The sequence below is a fragment of the Sphaerochaeta associata genome, from assembly GCF_022869165.1.
GTDB classification, from domain to species: domain Bacteria; phylum Spirochaetota; class Spirochaetia; order Sphaerochaetales; family Sphaerochaetaceae; genus Sphaerochaeta; species Sphaerochaeta associata.
Genome location: NZ_CP094929.1, coordinates 1,437,883 through 1,456,001, shown reverse-complemented (window position 1 = coordinate 1,456,001; position 18,119 = coordinate 1,437,883). Strand labels below are relative to the sequence as shown.

The window sequence follows — 18,119 nt, the reverse complement described above, 5'->3', positions numbered from 1 at the left end:
AGTTATTATGGATACCATGCAGCAACCACCGAGGCCTGCGCGAAAAGTGAACAATATCAGTCCGAAGCTTGTAATCTGGATTATTGTCGCAATCGTGCTTGTCATGTTGGTTCTCAGCAGTTTCTTTGTCGTCGACCAGACTGAACAGGCAGTCGTGCTTCGCCTCGGCAAGTACAACCGCACCGTAGGCCCTGGCCTTCAGACCAAGATTCCCCTGGGAATCGAGGCTAGTTACAATGTACCCACACAGGTCGTCCAAACCATGACCTTCGGGTATCGCCAGAACAACAGCACCTCACCATTGTTCGGCAACACCGACTACACGAATGAGTCGCTGATGCTAACCGGGGACTTGAATATCATCGATGTGCAGTGGATCGTCCAATACAAGATCGAGGATCCTGTGAAATGGATGTTCAACGTTGAATCGAGGGAGACCACCATTCGTGACATCAGTCAGAGCGTCATGAATAAATTGGTCGGAGACCTTCCCATCCTTGCAGTCATGACCAGTCAAAGAACCCGCATCGAGGTCGAGGCCCAGGACAATATGCAAAAACTGTTCGACGCATTCGGTTTGGGCGTGAGGGTGGTCACCGTCAAGCTGCAAAACATCGTACCCCCGGTCGGTCAGGTGCAGGATGCCTTCGAGGATGTCAACAAGGCCATCCAGGACATGAACCGTCTGATCAACGAAGGGAAGCAGAACTACAACAGAATCATCCCCTCGGCCCGTGGTGAAGCAAACCAGATCATCCAGGTCGCCGAAGGCTATGCAAGCGAGCGTGTCAACCAGGCAACCGGCGACGTAGCCCGCTTCAACAGCGTGCGGGAAGTCTACGAGAAGAGCAAGAACATTACACGAACCCGCCTCTATATTGAAGCCATGGAGTCGATCATCAACCCGACCAGCGAAGGTTCGGTGACCTTGGTTGACAAGAACCTGGCAAACTTCCTTCCGATACAAATGCTTGAAGGAGGTACGAAATGAAGGCGAAAACCAATAGGAAACTCATTACCACCTTGGTGGTTGTAGTCGTATTCTTGGTGGTATTCATCCTGCTCGGACCTTTCTACATCCTGTACGAAGGGCAACAGGCGGTGATCACCCGCTTCGGAGCGATTGTCAATGCAGAACAAGAGTCCGGCCTGAAGTTCAAGATGCCGCTCATCGACAACGTAATCATCTACCCGAAAAAGATCCTCAGCTGGGATGGTGCGGCACAGCGCATCCCCACCAAGGAGAATCAGTTCATCTGGGTCGATACCACCGCTCGTTGGAGAATCTCCGATCCTGCCAAGTACTATGAAACGGTCAACACCGTAAACAATGGTATTTCCAGGCTCAACGACATCCTGGACTCCTCGATCCGCACCATCATCAGCGAGAACTATCTCAATGAGGCCGTTCGGAACACCAACCAGATCAACTCAATAAAAGTTGAGGAGCAGACTCAAAACCTGGAAGTGGAGAGCAATGAGGATGCCGAAACGCTGAGAAACCTGACAGTCACCCAGTCCAGGCAGGAGACCATCCTCATTGGTCGTGATGGACTGTCGACCAGAATGTTCAACCAAGCCAAGCAGTTCACTGATGGATTCGGCATCGAATTGATTGATATCGTGGTCCGTCAGATCCGCTACAGCGATGATCTGACTGAAAGCGTGTACCAGAGGATGATCAAGGAACGAAACCAGATTGCCGAAGCTTACCGCTCCTACGGACGAGGCCAGCTCGCCCAGTGGCAAGGCAAGACCGAGAGCGAACAGCGTCAGATCCTCTCCGCCGCCTATGCGACCAGTGAGAAGACCAAGGGTATCGCCGATGCCCGTGCAGCAGAGATTTATGCCAAGGCGTATGAAGCAGATCCGGAGTTCTTCGAACTGTGGAGAACCTTGGAGTCCTATCGAAAGACCATTCCGGCTTTGAACAAGATTCTGAGCACGGATATGCAGTATTTCGATATGCTCTATGGAAAAGAGTTCATCTAGCATATCTCATTCCCAGAATTTGGAGGAAGGGAGGGTATCCCTTCCTCTTTTTATACTCTCCTGCTACACTCTCTTGTATGAGCAAGAGAGCATGCATAACCTTTGATTTTGATGGAACACTCTACCCCATTGCCCCATACGACAGCGAACAGCGCTTGATACGAAAGGTCGCCTCCACCAAAGGAACGCTTTTCAAACAGAGGGCCAAACGCCTCATCCTGCAAGACCAGAAAGGGACTTTGATCGGTGATGCATTCCACAAGCGATATGCCGATTTGGTACGAACGGCAAATGCAGGTATGATCGACGAGGTTGCCCGTGACATTTCCTTGTTTCTCTCTACTGAAGACATCCATGCATTGGCTTCCCTTGGTAATATTGCAGACCTTGCCGTATTGACCTGTGGTACGGAGAACCTCGTCGAGTCTTTTCTGCAGCAGATCGGACTGAAACAGCACTTCTTTCTCATTCGTGGCAAGCGCTTGGTTTGGGATGAGGCAGGAAGAGCCCGTATGGTTGTCGATATCAACGAGCCGCAGGCAAAGGCAAAGGCCTTGGAGCAGCTGAGGCGTGACTACCCTACAATTCTGGCGGTCGGCGATGGGCCTACCGACATTCCCATGCTGAAGGCCGCTGACCTGGGCTTGGTCATCAACTGGAACCAGTCGCAGAGAGCCTACCCATTTGAGACGCACACCAGTCTTGCCGATGTTTGCTCCCGCCTGGCATCCTACCTTGCAAGCGCTTGAGAAGCCTGGGTTACGACCAACCGATAGGTATACCTCAACGACAGGAGTGCAAGAGCACAGAGGATTGCTGCAAAGTAGATGAACGGAAGGCCCAACAGGACGGGTAGCACCAGAAAGGCGGCAACCACCACTTCAAGGACAAACGAAAGAGCCAAACCTATCAAGCCGTTGGGGTTGCTTTTCATAGCCTGTTGCGCCAAGGTCCAATCGAGCTTCGGATTATGGTAATCGATGCAGAGATGCAGGGTTGCACTAAGCAGGATAAGGGTGAGGGAGAGGGGGACCATCCATAGGAGGTGGTACGGATTCAGACCGAAAAACATCAGAGACAAGCTCAGATAGATTATATTGGGAAAACCCACCAGACACATGTGCAAAAGCAGCTTCGCCTGTACATAGACTGCAGCGGATACAGGATAGAGCCTGTCGTAGACGAACATACGTCCCTGTCTGGAGACGCTGGTGGAGCTGAGCATCCCCAGATTCGCAACCAACAGCATGATTAAGAACAGGATCTGCTCAAAGAAGGGGAAATCCTTGAGGGTATCTGCCAAAACGGCCATCTCATCCATCACCCCGGTAAGCATATAGACAACTATCAGGATGACGGGGATGAAAAGCTCACCCACCAACTCGAAAAGAAAACTTGAATTGGACCGTATAACCACCAACTCACGCTTCAACAGGGCAGATACTTGGCTGTTCGCCTTGAATTCATACGCTCTTTTGCGTCTGCTTCGTGTACTCTGATTGCTCAACAATTTGGAAAAATTTGCTTGATACGTGCGTACAACAGCAATGCTCGTCAGCAGTACAAAAATACCGTTTATAGCCACCATCAGAAGGGAAGAGGAAAACGAGAACATCTGCTTTGCCTGAAGGGTGAACAGCGGCAGTTTTTCCAATAAGGAGGTGAGCAGCGGTGCAACAGTGGCCAGCATCGCCTCGTATTGGAAGTCCAGCAATGAATCCTCGCCGAGATTCCTGGTAAAGGATGCACTAATTCCTACAATGAACAGGACCAAAAGAATCATGGGTGCAATCTCTTCAAGGAACCGAAATCTTTTTCCTCTGCTGGCACCGATGAGTATAAGGGCGACAAGGACGGAGCAGCAGAGCGGGAGGATCGGTCCGAACAGCAGGTAAAGAAGAGAATACAGTACATAGGAAATTGAAACACCTTGGATGAACGAGCCCACCACAAGAGCCGGGAGGGTTAAAAACCAATACAGTGGTGCATAGTGCAGATAGAGGAGAATCAAGCGGCTCAGAGAAGCGGAGGCGTCCCCTACTTTGAGCGTACGCACCATGAGGATGTCCTTGGCGGTGTAGAGAAAATCGTGGATGGAGGTGAAACTGAACAAAAGCAAGCCGAAAAAGGATAAGGCCGATGCAATGAACAACCCCATCAGCGGCTGATCGATCAAAACTCCCAGCATTTGATAGCTATAGTAGTTCAGGCCCAGCAACAGGGAGAAGTAGACGAACATCACCAGAAGCATCAAGCCAATCACGACCGAAAGCAGAGAGGACCTGCTTCCCTTCCTCTGAAAACTCAAACGCTCAAGAGCGCTGGCGATCGGCTTGTTGCCCAGCCAGTAGGCCTTGACCAACAGGTATATGGTTCTCCAGCTCATGAGGGTGTTCCCTCATCGGTCAACTCCAGGAAAAGCTGTTCCAGATTCTCCGTCCCCTCCCCTGCATCGGCCTGCAGCTGCTCGAACGTTCCGCAGTACAGCAGCCTGCCCTCCTTGATAATGCCCAGCGTATCACAAAGTTGCTGGGCGACCTCCAACACATGGGTGGAAAAGAACACGGTATTTCCAGCCTGAGCGTACGACTTGAGCAACTGCTTGAGGATGTATGAGGCCTTGGGATCCAGACCCACCATCGGCTCATCGAGTATCAGGAGCTTGGGGGATGGAAGCAACGCGGCGATGACCGACAGCTTTTGCTTCATCCCGTGCGAATAGCTGGAAATCTGATCGGAAAGGGCATCTGAGAGCAACAGTGTCTTGGACAGCTCATCGATGCGTGCCTTGCGCACCTTCTGTTCCACCTCATAGATATCTGCAATGAAGGTAAGATGCTCCAAAGCGGTCATCCGTTCATAGAAAACCGGCTCATCAGGAACATACCCGATGCTCTGCTTATACGAGAGTGCGTCGGTTTTACTGTTCTTACCGTCAAATTGAATGGTTCCTTGGTCGGGTTTCAAAAGGCCGACCAGCATTTTGATCGTGGTGCTCTTGCCGGCTCCGTTGGGGCCGAGGAAGCCGAAAATCCGGCCGCTTTCAATAGTGAGTGAAAGGTCGTCGACCGCATTTTTCTTCTGATTTCCGTACCGTTTATAGAGGTGTTTACATTCCAACATAGTTGCAGTATACGAGGGAACAAGAAATTTGACAAGTTCTATTTCGATATTTTTCGAATTAGTTTTTATGAATATTAATTCACCATATTTGGACCAAACTCACTCTTTTCTTGCATATTTCAGTATTTTATAGAATATTTATACAAAACCTCTTGTCATTCCTGTGTACGTTCACTACACTGCATCCAGATTGAACATACCGAGCAGGGAGAAGCAATATGAATAAGGAAAAAATCATTCTTGCCTATAGTGGAGGTCTCGATACCTCTGTAATCCTCAAGTGGCTGGCAAACAAGGGCTTTGACGTCATCGCCTATGTTGCGAACGTCGGTCAGAACGAGGATTTTGCCGCCATCGAGAAGAAAGCACTGGCTACCGGTGCCTCCAAGGTCTATGTCGAAGACCTGCGCAAGGAATTGGTTACCGACTATATTTTCCCTGCGCTGAAGGCGAATACCATCTATGAAGGCACCTACATGCTGGGAACATCACTGGCCAGGCCCATCATCGCCAAACGCCAGATTGAAATCGCCCGCAAGGAAGGAACGGTTTATGTTGCCCACGGTGCAACAGGAAAGGGAAACGACCAGGTCCGCTTTGAATTCGGTTATTACATGCACATGCCACAGGTGAAAATCATCAGCCCATGGAAGGACCCCGAGTGGCTGACGCAATTCGAAGGAAGAAGCGATATGATAGCCTACGCCCAAAAGTACGGCATTCCCATCAAGGCTTCCACCAAGAAACCGTACAGCGAGGATGAGAATCTTATCCACATCAGCCACGAGGCGGGCATCCTGGAAGACCCCTCCAAGCGGTGCGAAGAAGATGTGTTCAGCCTGACGCTCAGCCCCAGGATGGCTGCGGACAAGGAGACGCTTCTGACCTTCGAGTTCAAGAACGGCCTTCCGGTTTCTGTTACCAATGAAGAGGACAAGACGGTCGTCACCGATCCTTTGCAGATGATTCTCTATCTGAACAAGCTTGGTCACGACAATGCCATCGGCCGTGTGGACATGGTGGAGAACCGCTATATCGGCATCAAGAGCCGCGGTGTGTATGAAACCCCTGGTTGTGAGATCCTTTGGAAGGCACATCACAATCTGGAAGGCATCACCATGGACAAGGAAGTGATGCACCTGCGTGACTCGCTGATGCCCAAGTATGCCCAGCTCATTTACAACGGGTACTGGGGAGCCCCTGAATTCGAAATGCTTACAGCCGCCTTTGAACAGAGCCAAAAGAATGTCAGCGGTACAAGCAAAGTGGTCCTCTACAAGGGCAATGTAATCTTCGCAGGAGTCTCGAGTCCGGTCTCGCTTTACAATGAGGCGCTGGGCTCCATGGACAAGGCCGGGGGCTATCAGCCGGTGGACTGCAAGGGATTCATCAATATCAATGCCATCCGACTCATGGCAAGCGCCAAACGGGATACCAACTAGGCAGCCGACCGCCTCCGATGGAGGCGGTTTTTTTCAAGGTCCATAGAGATTTTCTATGCTACACTATGCTGGTGAGGAGTGGTTATGGATGATCGAGCATACTTGCTGCAAGCAGTAGAGAAGGCGCGTAAGACAATGCAAGAAAATCTGGGTGGTCCCTTTGGAGCCCTGCTGGTGGATGATCAAGGAGAGGTGTTTATTGCATCGAACACTGTCCTCGGAAGTCACGATCCGACCGCCCACGCTGAAGTGAATGTCATCAGACAAGCCTGCAAGGAAAAAGGGACTCATGACCTGAGCGGCAGCGTCCTCTATACTACCTGCTATCCCTGTCCCATGTGCCTGTCAGCCTGCATCTGGGCAAACATCAAGCAGGTATACTATGGATGCACACCGCAGGATGCCCAGGCGATTGGCTTCCGCGATGATTTCATCTATCGGTACATCAACAGAGGATGCAGTGATGCCTCGGTTCTCTCCCTGCATCAGAGCGATCGATCGGCCTGCCTTCCTCTCTTCGAGGAGTACCAGGCAATGGACAAGGAGCTGTATTGAAACGTTACTGCAACTCCTGATAGTGCTCGATACCCAACGCAAGGATGTCGTGGATATGCTCATCGTTCAGTCGGTAGAGCACATTGCGGCCGTCCTTGCGGAATCGTACCAAACGACATGCTCTCAGCAGTTTGAGTTGCTGACTGATGGTGCTCTGCTGCATGCCCAGTTCTTCACTGATTGCATTCACTCCCCTCTCTCCTTGTTCGAGAAGGAAGAGGATTTTTAGGCGGGTGGGATCGCCGAAAACTTTGAAGAAATCGGCAATATCGACGATTTCCTCTTCCAAGGGGAGAACTATCTCTTCCGAGCGGTTGTCTGGGCTACGCATGGTAATAGTATATAGTGCGCAAAGTGAAATGAAAAGTAAAGGTTTCTGTGTCGCTGTATTTCCAAAAAGGGGAATATACGATACATTTTTGTCATATTGTCCGTAATCGAAGGCAGACGGTTCTCGCTGTTTTCGAAATTATATGCATCAGACCCCCTTAAGGAGGCACGTATATGGAAATCCAGAAAGAAGCTGCCAAGCTTGTACTTGGCGACAAGGAAGTGGACTTAACCGTCATCACGGACAATATGGGAGGCAAATCGATTGATATAACCTCCCTGCGCAAGCAGACCGGTTTCATAACGTATGACCCCGGCTTTGTGAACACAGGATCCTGCATGAGCTCCATCTGCTTTGTCGATGGAGAACGCGGCATCCTCCGCTATCGAGGATACGATATCGAGGACTTGGTGGAACATTGCGACTTCGTTGAGGTTGCACACCTGCTGATCAAAGGCGAGCTTCCCACGCTTGCCCAACGGCACACCTATGCAGAAATGCTCAACCGCCACTCACTGCTGCATGTGGATATGCGCAACTTCTTCCGGGATTACCCGCAGGAATCTCATCCGATGTCGATTCTTTCGGCCATGGTCGCCTCTCTTTCGGCATTCTACCCCGAACTCGAGGATGCCGACCCTGAGGAAAACGTCGACCTGACCGTCAGCCGATTGCTCTCCAAAATGAGAACAATTGCGGCCTTCAGTTATCGGCAGATGAATGGTTTGGATTTCGTCGATCCTTCATACAAGTTCTCCTACTGCGAGAACTTCCTCAACATGCTGTTTCACACCCCGGTCAACGCATATATACCCGATCCATTGCACGTCAAGGCATTGAACATCCTCTTGATCCTCCATGCAGACCACGAACAGAACTGTTCCACCAGTGCGGTACGTTTGGTGGCCAGCAGCGAGGCCAACCTGTATGCATCGGTGGCTGCCGGTTGCTGCGCCCTGTGGGGTAGCAAGCACGGAGGAGCCAACCAGGCGGTCATGCAGATGCTCAACCAGATTTACTCCGAGGGGCTGAGTATTGAGAAGGTGCTGGAACTTGCCAAGAGCAAAGACTCCTCTTTCCTGCTCTATGGATTCGGACACCGGGTGTACAAGACCTACGACCCCAGGGCCAAGATCGCCAAGAAACTGTGTCAGCAGATCCTGAGAGCCGACAGCCAGACCGACCCCTTGTTGCAGATAGCCATGGAGCTTGAACAGGCTGCCCTGAAGGACCCGTATTTCATCGAGCGCAATCTCTATCCGAACGTTGACTTTTATACCGGCATCATCTTCCACGCCATGGGAATTCCCGAATCGATGTTCACCGTGTTGTTCGCCATGGGCAGGCTCCCCGGCTGGATAGCACACTGGTTGGAATGGAGGCACGATCCGTATCAGAAGATCGGCCGGCCGAGACAAGTATACTCGGGACCCCATGTACGCAAGGTGGTACCGCTTGAGGACCGATAAGGCCTTGATTTTCGATTTCAACGGTACGCTGTTCTGGGACTCCGACTACCATCGTGAGGCTTGGAGCAGCGTTTCCGTATTGTATCGGGGTAAACCCCTTTCACTTTCAGAAAGCTATTATCTGAACGGAAGGACCAACGCAGAAACCATCGCCTATATATTGGGATACATGCCCGAGAAAAAGGAACTGGAACGCCTGGGCGAGGAGAAAGAGCTGCTCTATCGAACAATTTGTATACGCAATCGACCGCTGAGGCTCGCCCCCGGCTTTCTGGACCTGGCCGCCCGTGCAAAACAGCTCAACATTCCGATGGCCATTGCCACCAGTGCGGGCAAGTCAAATATCGAACAATACAAAAAATGGTTCGATTTATGCAATCTCATAGCAGAGGACCTGATCATCTACGACAACGGTGTGCGTAAAAGCAAACCCGAACCAGACATCTACCTCGATGCATGCAAGGCATTGGGGATCGAACCGGCGCTATGCACCGTCTTCGAGGATACTAAAGCGGGTATACTTTCGGCGAAATCGGCAGGAATTGGAACCATTTGGGCGGTTGCAAGCCCCGGCAGCGACCGAGAGACAATGCAAGCCATGGAGGGTGTCCATGGCTTGATCGACGAATTTTCCCAGGTAAAACTACAGTAGAGCTGCCAGTTGCCGTCCGAAGGCTTCCGTCCCTACAGCGGTGCAGGGTCTTCCTTCCTTGACCATCGCCTGATGGAAATCGGAAGTGACGCTGCCTTGCTCGATCGCCTTACTGACCGCTTTCTTGATCATCGCGGCAGCTTCGCCCCATCCCAGATACTCAAGCATCATCACAGCCGATAATACCAATGAGAGCGGATTGACCATATCCTTACCGGCAATATCAGGTGCGGTGCCATGAGTGGCTTCAAAAATGGCATAGCCGGTTTCGTAATTGATATTGGCACCCGGGGCGATGCCGATACCACCGACTTCTGCAGCCAAGGCATCAGAGACATAGTCGCCGTTGAGGTTCAGCGTGGCTATCACATCGTAGGATTCCGGCTTGAGCAGGATGTTCTGCAAAAAGGCATCACAGATGCAATCCTGGATGTATAATGGCTTGCCGTCCTTGCGCACAATGAAAGTACGCTTCTTCTCATCCAAGCTGGCACCGAACTCTCGTTTGGCAAGTTCGTAGCCCCAGGCATTGAACCCGCCCTCGGTGAACTTCATGATGTTTCCCTTATGCACCAGTGTAACACTGCGTCGATTATGCTCAAGAGCATAGGTGATTGCGGCCCTGATCAGACGCTCGCTTCCCTCGCGGCTCACCGGTTTGACGCCGAGTGCGCTGCTTTGGGGAAAGCGGATATTCTTCACCTTCATCTCCGATGCGAGGAAATCCAATACTTTCTGCACATCGCTGCTTCCCGCTTCCCACTCAATGCCGGCATAGATGTCCTCGGTATTCTCACGAAACACCACCATGTCCACGTTCTCAGGATGTTTTACAGGGGAAGGAACTCCCCTGAAGTACTCAACCGGCCTGAGACAGACGTAGAGGTCCAGAGTCTGGCGAAGCGTTACATTCAACGACCTGATGCCCTTGCCGACGGGTGTGGTAAGCGGTCCCTTGATGGCAACCTTGTAGGTGTTGACTGCTTCCAAGGTTTCATCAGGGAGGTAGGTTCCCACCCTATCCTTGGCTTTCTGGCCAGCCAGCACCTCAAGAAAGTCTATGGAACGTTTACCCTGATAGGCTTTTTGGACGGCCTTTGAGACCACGCTTTTCATTACAGCGGTAATTTCCGGACCTACGCCATCGCCCTCGATGAAGGGAATGGTGACCCGATCGGGTACCGAAAGCCTGCCGTTTTCAATGCTGATCGCCGTATCCATCAATTCCTCTCCTTCAGTATATTGAGCAAACCGCCGCTGATGAGCATGCTTCGCTGCTCGTCGGTGATGTCGCATCGCAGGACGATCTCGGTGCTCTTGGTCCTGTTCTTGAGCACCACCTCACCACCCTTGATCTGCTCCTTCACATTCTCCAGCAACAGCTCATCGTTGGAATCGAACTTTGCATAGTCCTCCTCGTTGACGAAGGTCAACGGAATGATGCCGAAATTGCAGAGATTGTTCTGGTGGATGCGCTCGATGGAAACGGCAATGACAGCCTTGACGCCGAGGTACATCGGACAAATTGCAGCATGTTCGCGGCTGGATCCCTGCCCGTAGGAGGCGCCGGCAACGATGAAGTTGTCCTTTCCCCTATCCTGATTCTCGGTGCATCGCTGGCTGAAGTGCTCGTCGACAGGCTCAAAGACATACTTGGAATACACCGGTATGTTCGAGCGGTACTTGAGGCGGCTTCCAGCCGGCATGATATGGTCGGTGGTAATCTTATCCCCCACCTTGATGGTGACATACCCCTCCAGGTTATCCTTGAGGGCTGTATTTTTCGGGGGATCCCCAATATTGGGACCTCGGAAAATCTCAATATTCGAACCATCCTCGGGAGGAAACACGAACATTGAATCATCAATCAGAAACTGCGTCGGATGCACCACCTGGGGATAGCTGATACCATGATCTGAGAGTGGGTCGGTGAACACTCCGGTAATGGCGGCCAAAGCGGCGGTCTCGGGGCTGACCAGGTAGACCTGTCCGCTTTTCGTGCCGCTGCGGCCTTCGAAGTTGCGATTGCTGGTCCTCAAGCTCACCCCGTCCGTTCCCGGACTCTGGTGGTTGCCGATGCAAAATCCACAGGCGCTTTCCAGAATGCGTGCTCCGCTTTGGATGAACTTGCCCAGTGAACCATCCTGGCTGAGCATCAGAAATACCTCGCGGCTTCCCGGTGCAATGCCAAGGCTCACATGCTCGGCGACAGTGTGCCCGTCCAGTATATCGGCGACCTTCTTCATATCTGCATAGCTGGAATTGGTGCAGGAACCGATGAGCACCTGCTCAACCCGCTTGCCGGCAAGCTTGGAGACGTTTTCGATATTTCCAGGAGAGTGAGGACACGCCATTTTTGGCTGGAGAGTGGAAAGGTCGATCTCAAAAAGACCGTCGTAGACAGCGCCCTCATCTGCAGACAAGGCAGTCCAGTCCTCTTCCCTGCCTTGGGCCTTGAGGAAGGATCGGGTCTTCTCATCGGAAGGGAAAATACTGGTGGTGACACCGCACTCCGCCCCCATATTGCATATGGTCGAACGCTCGGGGACCTCAAGGGTTGCAACCCCGTCTCCGGTATACTCGAAAATGCAATTAACATTTCCCTTCACCCCGTAGCGTTCAAGGACGGCCAAAATTACATCCTTTGCGGCAACCCAGGGTCTGAGTTTACCGGTGAGCCTGATCTCAATCACCTTGGGACTGATGAGATGGAAAGGGCCTCCTGCCATGGCAACAGCCACATCCAGCCCGCCGGCTCCGATGGCGATCATGCCGATGCCACCCCCGGTCGGGGTATGGCTGTCGCTGCCCAGCAACGTTTTGCCCGGCTTTCCAAAGCGCTCAAGGTGCACCTGATGGCAGATTCCATTGCCCGGCCGGGAGAAAATGACACCCTTGGCGGCAGCGACGGTCTGCAGATAGCGATGGTCGTCGGCATTTTCGAAGCCGACCTGGATCGTGTTGTGATCGACATAGCTCACTGCAAGCTCGTTCTGCACCCGCTTCAATCCCATCGCTTCAAACTGGAGATAGGCCATGGTGCCTGTGGCGTCCTGGGTCAGTGTCTGATCGATGAGGATGCCGATCGGCTTTCCCGTCTCAAGCGTTCCTTCCTTCAGATGTGAAAGCAGTATCTTTTCTGTCAGTGTCTTGCCCATATATCCAACTCCTTGTGCAGATGATTACCCTATTGTATACGAATCGGAGGCCTTGTGTAAAACCTATTGCTTTCTTTGACGCCATACACATGCAATCGCCATCTCGATGCTCACCAGGACAAGGGCAGAAGACGCAACAACCAAAAGAAGCCTCGAAAAGGAGAGCTTTTCATAGATGTACCCTCCCCCGACGGCTCCTAGGATGGTGCCGATGGTCAGCAATACTTCATGGATGATCATCCGATGGGAACGGTTGATGCTGCCGCTCGCCCCATGGAACATGCTCTGGTCGTACGCGAATGCAAAGAGAAAGCCGAAGACCAAAAAGAAAAAGGCATAGGGAATCGGGGAAGTGAAGCCTGCAGCCAGAAGGCAGAACAAGGCAAACAGTATCTGGACGAGAAAAATGTAGCGTTTCTTGAAGTGCCAGAACTCAAGCCTGCCCAACGCCAGGAAAGAGAGACAGGTTGCCACTCCTCGGATGAGCAATAAGAGACCCGTCTGGCTTTCACTGATTCCCAGCTCATCCTGCGCATACAAAGGGAATATGGTGAGGATGACGCTCATGCCGCTGTATAAGGCGATGATGCCGGCCCAGGCATAGAACCTGAGCGGCGTGCTTTGGTCAACCTTGGCGTTTGCCTTGTTGTCGGAGTGCTCGCTCTGTACAGCCCGTATGCCGGGCACCAAAGCGCTGCTGATGAATATGATGAGATACACTACGGCGAAAAGCAGCAACGATACATAGAACGGCATGGTGGTGGACAGCTCGACCAACAGCCCTGCTATATAGGAACTTACTCCCACCCCGAACGACCATGAGAAATTAAAAGCATTCGCCACCCGATTGAGCCCCGCCCCCTCTTTTCCCCGGGAGAACCAGCCTTCAATCTGCGGCCACAGCAGGCTCATGAAGGCTCCGTAGAGTGCAAGGGCGATATAGGCAACGACCAAGGTATGGGTGGAGACGAACAGGAACACGGAAAAGCCCATCCCCGCCAACGACAGCTGGACCAGATGACGCGGTCGGTAATGGATGGTGTATGGCGCGAGAAGAATGCAGAATACCAGATAGGTGGCGGGACCGATCGAGGCAGCCAGCCCGATCCCGTCCGCCCCGAGTGCAAACACCCGCCTGAGGTGATAGACCAGGGCGAGGTTGACCATGGCAATGGTCAACTGTGCAAGAAATGAAGCGACGTTCAGGACCCAGAATTGAATGGTGTCCGTTTTTTGCGGGGAAAGATGCATGATTGGCTCCAGAAGGTGATGTGTGCACTGTATAGCGAACAGTGATTCTTGCGCAAGCAGGGAAAAACGGCTACTGTAGGGTATGAACAACGACTTGTTTGGCAATGCCCCCTTCTTATCGGCAGCCCTTTCATTTTTCCTTGCGCAACTGCTCAAGCCGTTCGTCAATGCCTTGTTCGAGCGTCGTTTTGCGTGGCATTTGCTCGTCAGCACCGGTGGAATGCCTTCAAGCCATACCGCCGGAGTCATTGCATTGGTGACCAGCATCGGCTTCACCCAAGGCATCGGGACTGTATACTTCGCCATAGCCGCCACCTTTGCAGCGGTAGTCATCCACGATGCCATGGGCATCAGGCGGGCGGCGGGCAAGCAGGCCGAGGTCATCAACGAGTGGAGTCGAATTCTCAGCGATATCCACCGTGAAGGTCAGTTCACCCCGGAAAATCTGAAGACCATGCTGGGTCACTCCTTCAGCCAAGTGCTCGGGGGAGTCGTTCTTGGACTTGTCGTGGGTTTGTTGGTGACAAACTCCATCGTTGGACTTTAGCTTCGTTTCTTGCATAGTTATTCACCTTTGCTTGACTTTCGTTGCATATGTATGCATGATGCCTTGTATACCAGCACTACAAGGAGTTTTTTCATGAAAAAAACCATACTCACCATTCTCATCATCGCCCTCGCGGCCTCCTTGGCCTTTGCTCAGGGTAAAAAAGAAGAAAAAAGCGGATATATTTTTGCATCCGATGCCACCTGGCCTCCCCTCGAGTTCGTTGAAAACGGACAGCTTACCGGTTTTGAGGTTGAGCTGATGCCGCTCATCGGGGAGAAAGTGGGCGTACAGATGAGTGTAAAGAATATTCCCTGGGACACCATTTTTGCAGGTCTCGCCAATGGAGCGTACGACGGTGTTGCAAGCGGTGTCACCGTCACCGAAGAACGCAAGGCAACCATGGATTTCTCAACTCCCATCCTTACTGCAGGCCAAGTGGTGATCATCCGAAGCAGCGACAGCAGCAAGGTCAAGGGAATCGGCGATCTTTCAGGCAAGAAAATCGGAGTGCAGATCGGCACTACCGGTGACTTCGCCCTGGAAAACTATCCGGTCCAGAGAAAAGCCTATGACGACATCGGCCTTGCCATCGAGGACCTCTTGAACGGCAACGTTGATGCAGCAGTATGCGACTCCCTCATCGCCAGCGACTTTGTGCTTGCCAACGATAACTACAAGAATCGCTTGGTGGTTGCCGGCGCTCCCTTCACTGAAGAGGATATCGCCATTGCCGTGCAGAAGGGTAACAAGACATTGCTTGACTTGATCAACAAGGGTCTTGAACTTGCAAAGGCTGATGGCAGCTTCGATGCACTGAAGAAGAAGTGGAATTTGCTGTAAGCAGACTTCACGTCCATTGGGGGGGCTTCGGCTCCCCTTTTTTCTGCATATAGTTCCCTTGGGCATGAAAGATTATTCAAATAATTCACTTTTTTCTGTATATTTATTCTTTAATGATTGACAATCAATGTATAAGTATTCATTATACGCATATCCATAAAGAAGGAGATATAGTATGAAAAAGCTTGGAACCCTTGTTCTGGTCATGTTGCTCGCAGCCTCGGCACTTCTCTTCGCCCAAGGGCAGAAAGAGAGCTCAAAATCGTATGTCTTTGCAGCCAACTGTGCGTGGCCTCCGCTCGAATTCGTCGATGAGAATGGGGACATCGTCGGTTTTGAAATCGATTTGGTCAATGAAATTGCAAAGGTGAACAATGTACAGATCACCATCCGCAACGTGGCATGGGAAGGCATTTTCGCAGGTCTTGCAAACGGCGCATACGACGCTGTTGCCAGCGGCGTCTCGGTAACCGAAGAACGCAAGGCCACCATGGATTTCTCCACTCCGATCATGATTATCACCCAGGCTATCCTGGCTCCGATCGCCGATACTTCACTCTCCAACACGGCAAGCCTCAACGGCAAGGTGGTAGGTGTTCAGCTGGGAACCACCGGCCATATCTTCCTTGATGACTTCATGAAGAAGAATCCCTCCTTCAAGGCCACCATCAAGGCATATGACGAGATCGGTTTTGCCATCGAGGACATGCTCAACGGCAACCTTCAGGCTGTGGTGACCGACAGTGTAATCGCCAGTGACTTCGTCCTGTCCAATCCCAACTATGCAAGCAAACTCAAGGTTGCAGGGAGCGCAAGCGACCTCGGCGACCCGGAACCGATTGCGATTGCCATGCTCAAGGGCAACACGGAAGTGCTCGACCTTGTGAACAACGGCCTGAAGCAAATAGAAGCGAGCGGCAAGATGGCTGAGTTGAAGAAGAAGTGGAACATTCTGTAATTGTTTGATTGCAATTGTTTCAAGCACAAGCCGCCATTGGGCGGCTTGTTGCATGATGAAGCAAAGAATCTTGGGATTGTCTGAATAATTATGCATCGTAGCTTGACTTTAGCTGTATAATTATGTAGTACTACCCTGTATCGAAAAATTTTCTCCTGTGAGTATATATGGAACATACACCTACTGATATTGACGAATACAAACTGCAGGCAGTTCGAAAAAAAGTTGTTTCCGTCGACCCGAATGCACAGAAAAAGAAACCTATCACCATCCAAATGACCGACGGTGTGCTCATTCCGCGCAAGGATGACGGGCACATCCTTAATTCTTGGAGAATTACGTTCTTCAGTGCCATCGCCCTGTTGGCATCATTGGTAATCTTCCAACCCAAGCCTTACAGGGATATCTTTCTAGTGACCATCAAAGGCACGCCCGTCACCTTCCAGGCAACCATCTTTGCCATTTTGGGCGCGATGGTCATCGGCACGGTCACCGGTCTTGGGTCGGTGAGCAAACGACGCTGGATAAACGTGGTAAGCGGCGTCTACGTAGAGCTCATCAGGGGCATTCCCCTGCTCGTTCAATTGATTTTCATCTACTATGCAATGGGAAGGTTCTTCAAGATTGAAGGCATGATTGCAGCGGTGGTAGCCCTCTCCATTTGTTTTGGAGCCTACATGGGCGAAATCGTGCGCGCCGGCATCCAGGCCATCCCCAAGGGACAGATGGAGGCCGCCATCGCGCTGGGTCTCTCCCGCTCTCAGGCGTTCCGTTACGTCATCCTCCCGCAAACCATCAAGGTTGTCTTGCCTGCAATCGGCAATGAGTTCATCTCCATGCTCAAGGACTCGTCGCTCGTATCCACCATTGCACTGAGTGATATCCTGCGCAAAGGAAGGGAGTACATCTCACGGACGTTCCTTTCACTGGAAACCATGTTGGTTGTCGCCCTCATTTATCTCATCATCACCCTCCTGCTCTCCCGTCTGGTAGGCATCCTGGAGGAAAGGTTGCACGAAAATGGCTAGAATACGCATAGAAGATCTTTCAAAAGACTATATAACCACCAACCATACAACGGTACAGGCCGTCAAACATGCCAATCTGACGGTCGAGCACGGGGAGGTCGTGGTGATCATCGGCCCCTCGGGCAGCGGCAAGTCGACATTGCTTCGCAGTGTAAACAAGCTTGAACACCCCAGCGGGGGACATATTTTCATCGATGACGATGAAGTGACCGATCCGAAAGTAGACCTCAGAAAGATTCGCGAGGAAGTCGGCATGGTATTCCAATCCTTCAATCTCTTCCCGCATCTTTCGGTGATGGACAACATCACCCTCGCCCCGCTGAAGGTCAAGAAGCTCTCGAAGAAAGAGGCTGACAAGAAGGCCATGGAGTTGTTGAAGATGGTGGGACTTGAGGAGAAGGCTATGGTGTACCCTCCCCAACTCTCCGGAGGCCAGCAGCAACGCGTAGCCATTGCAAGGGCACTGGCCATGCAACCGAAAGTGATGCTTTTCGATGAACCGACCAGCGCCCTTGATCCTGAAATGATCAAGGAAGTACTGGATGTCATGCTCAAGCTGGCCAAAAGCGGCATGACCATGCTTCTGGTGACCCACGAGATGGGATTCGCCAAAGCGGCGGCGGACAAGGTTGTATTCATGGATGAAGGAAACATCGTTGAAGTCGGCACGCCTGATCAGATGTTCAGCAATCCACAAAATGAACGTACCAAACTCTTTTTGGAGCATATCCTCTGATTGAAGGGCCGCAAGGCCCTTTTTTCACACCTGA

General features: G+C 51.7%; 18 protein-coding genes. 12 read left to right on the top strand and 6 right to left on the bottom strand.

Going from position 1 to position 18,119, the window contains the following annotated elements; all coding sequences use genetic code 11:
• Window positions 1-7 precede the first annotated feature (7 nt).
• From hflK to MUG09_RS06735, 3 genes are all read left to right on the top strand, one after another.
• Complete coding sequence (hflK, locus tag MUG09_RS06745) at window positions 8-991, top strand: FtsH protease activity modulator HflK (protein WP_244774792.1); 984 nt, start codon at window positions 8-10, stop codon at window positions 989-991.
• The gene (hflC, locus tag MUG09_RS06740; RefSeq protein WP_244774789.1) at window positions 988-1,992 is read left to right on the top strand and encodes a protease modulator HflC; all 1,005 of its coding nucleotides are present in this window, start codon (window positions 988-990) and stop codon (window positions 1,990-1,992) included. Before hflK ends, hflC begins: the two co-directional genes overlap by 4 nt.
• Before the next feature lie 77 nt (window positions 1,993-2,069).
• Entirely contained in the window at window positions 2,070-2,741 is a 672-nt protein-coding gene (locus tag MUG09_RS06735) for a haloacid dehalogenase-like hydrolase (RefSeq protein ID WP_244774787.1), read from the top strand.
• On the opposite strand, the gene MUG09_RS06730 is transcribed toward MUG09_RS06735, so the two are convergent.
• Entirely contained in the window at window positions 2,723-4,378 is a 1,656-nt protein-coding gene (locus MUG09_RS06730) for an ABC transporter permease (RefSeq protein ID WP_244774785.1), read from the bottom strand. The genes MUG09_RS06735 and MUG09_RS06730 overlap by 19 nt on opposite strands.
• Entirely contained in the window at window positions 4,375-5,115 is a 741-nt protein-coding gene (locus MUG09_RS06725; RefSeq protein WP_244774784.1) for an ABC transporter ATP-binding protein, read from the bottom strand. Before MUG09_RS06725 ends, MUG09_RS06730 begins: the two co-directional genes overlap by 4 nt.
• Window positions 5,116-5,333: 218 nt before the next feature.
• On the opposite strand from MUG09_RS06725, the gene MUG09_RS06720 reads away from it, so the two are divergent.
• Window positions 5,334-6,557, top strand: a complete 1,224-nt coding sequence (locus tag MUG09_RS06720) for an argininosuccinate synthase (protein WP_244774783.1) — start codon at window positions 5,334-5,336, stop codon at window positions 6,555-6,557.
• Window positions 6,558-6,641: 84 nt separating this feature from the next.
• Window positions 6,642-7,112: a nucleoside deaminase gene (locus MUG09_RS06715; protein WP_244774782.1), complete on the top strand. Its 471-nt coding sequence runs from the start codon at window positions 6,642-6,644 to the stop codon at window positions 7,110-7,112.
• 4 nt (window positions 7,113-7,116) lie between these two features.
• Here the strand turns inward: MUG09_RS06715 and MUG09_RS06710 are convergent, their stop codons facing one another.
• The gene (locus MUG09_RS06710; RefSeq protein WP_244774781.1) at window positions 7,117-7,443 is read right to left on the bottom strand and encodes an ArsR/SmtB family transcription factor; all 327 of its coding nucleotides are present in this window, start codon (window positions 7,441-7,443) and stop codon (window positions 7,117-7,119) included.
• Window positions 7,444-7,616: 173 nt separating this feature from the next.
• Here MUG09_RS06710 and MUG09_RS06705 point away from each other — a divergent pair, with 173 nt between their 5' ends.
• Both MUG09_RS06705 and MUG09_RS06700 read left to right on the top strand, forming a co-directional pair.
• Window positions 7,617-8,912, top strand: a complete 1,296-nt coding sequence (locus MUG09_RS06705) for a citrate synthase (RefSeq protein WP_244774779.1) — start codon at window positions 7,617-7,619, stop codon at window positions 8,910-8,912.
• Window positions 8,878-9,564, top strand: coding sequence for an HAD family hydrolase (locus tag MUG09_RS06700; RefSeq protein WP_244774777.1), 687 nt, complete (start codon window positions 8,878-8,880; stop codon window positions 9,562-9,564). The genes MUG09_RS06705 and MUG09_RS06700 overlap by 35 nt, the downstream gene beginning before the upstream one ends.
• On the opposite strand, the gene icd is transcribed toward MUG09_RS06700, so the two are convergent.
• From icd to MUG09_RS06685, 3 genes are all read right to left on the bottom strand, one after another.
• Entirely contained in the window at window positions 9,556-10,785 is a 1,230-nt protein-coding gene (gene icd / locus MUG09_RS06695) for an NADP-dependent isocitrate dehydrogenase (protein ID WP_244774774.1), read from the bottom strand. The genes MUG09_RS06700 and icd overlap by 9 nt on opposite strands.
• Complete coding sequence (locus MUG09_RS06690; protein ID WP_244774772.1) at window positions 10,785-12,722, bottom strand: aconitate hydratase; 1,938 nt, start codon at window positions 12,720-12,722, stop codon at window positions 10,785-10,787. Before MUG09_RS06690 ends, icd begins: the two co-directional genes overlap by 1 nt.
• A 63-nt stretch (window positions 12,723-12,785) precedes the next feature.
• Window positions 12,786-13,973 carry an MFS transporter gene (locus MUG09_RS06685; RefSeq protein WP_244774770.1) on the bottom strand — a complete coding sequence of 396 codons (1,188 nt, stop codon included), beginning with the start codon at window positions 13,971-13,973 and terminating at the stop codon, window positions 12,786-12,788.
• A gap of 82 nt (window positions 13,974-14,055) precedes the next feature.
• Here MUG09_RS06685 and MUG09_RS06680 point away from each other — a divergent pair, with 82 nt between their 5' ends.
• The 5 genes from MUG09_RS06680 (at window position 14,056) to MUG09_RS06660 (ending at window position 18,085) form a co-directional block, all read left to right on the top strand.
• Window positions 14,056-14,520, top strand: a complete 465-nt coding sequence (locus tag MUG09_RS06680; RefSeq protein WP_244774768.1) for a divergent PAP2 family protein — start codon at window positions 14,056-14,058, stop codon at window positions 14,518-14,520.
• Between the two features lie 93 nt (window positions 14,521-14,613).
• Window positions 14,614-15,363: a basic amino acid ABC transporter substrate-binding protein gene (locus MUG09_RS06675; RefSeq protein ID WP_244774766.1), complete on the top strand. Its 750-nt coding sequence runs from the start codon at window positions 14,614-14,616 to the stop codon at window positions 15,361-15,363.
• Between the two features lie 175 nt (window positions 15,364-15,538).
• Window positions 15,539-16,321 (top strand): basic amino acid ABC transporter substrate-binding protein, encoded by a 783-nt coding sequence (locus MUG09_RS06670; protein WP_244774763.1) that lies wholly within the window; start codon window positions 15,539-15,541, stop codon window positions 16,319-16,321.
• Window positions 16,322-16,488: 167 nt separating this feature from the next.
• The gene (locus MUG09_RS06665) at window positions 16,489-17,349 is read left to right on the top strand and encodes an amino acid ABC transporter permease (protein WP_244774760.1); all 861 of its coding nucleotides are present in this window, start codon (window positions 16,489-16,491) and stop codon (window positions 17,347-17,349) included.
• Window positions 17,342-18,085, top strand: a complete 744-nt coding sequence (locus MUG09_RS06660) for an amino acid ABC transporter ATP-binding protein (protein WP_244774758.1) — start codon at window positions 17,342-17,344, stop codon at window positions 18,083-18,085. The genes MUG09_RS06665 and MUG09_RS06660 overlap by 8 nt, the downstream gene beginning before the upstream one ends.
• The last annotated feature ends 34 nt before the right edge of the window (window positions 18,086-18,119 follow it).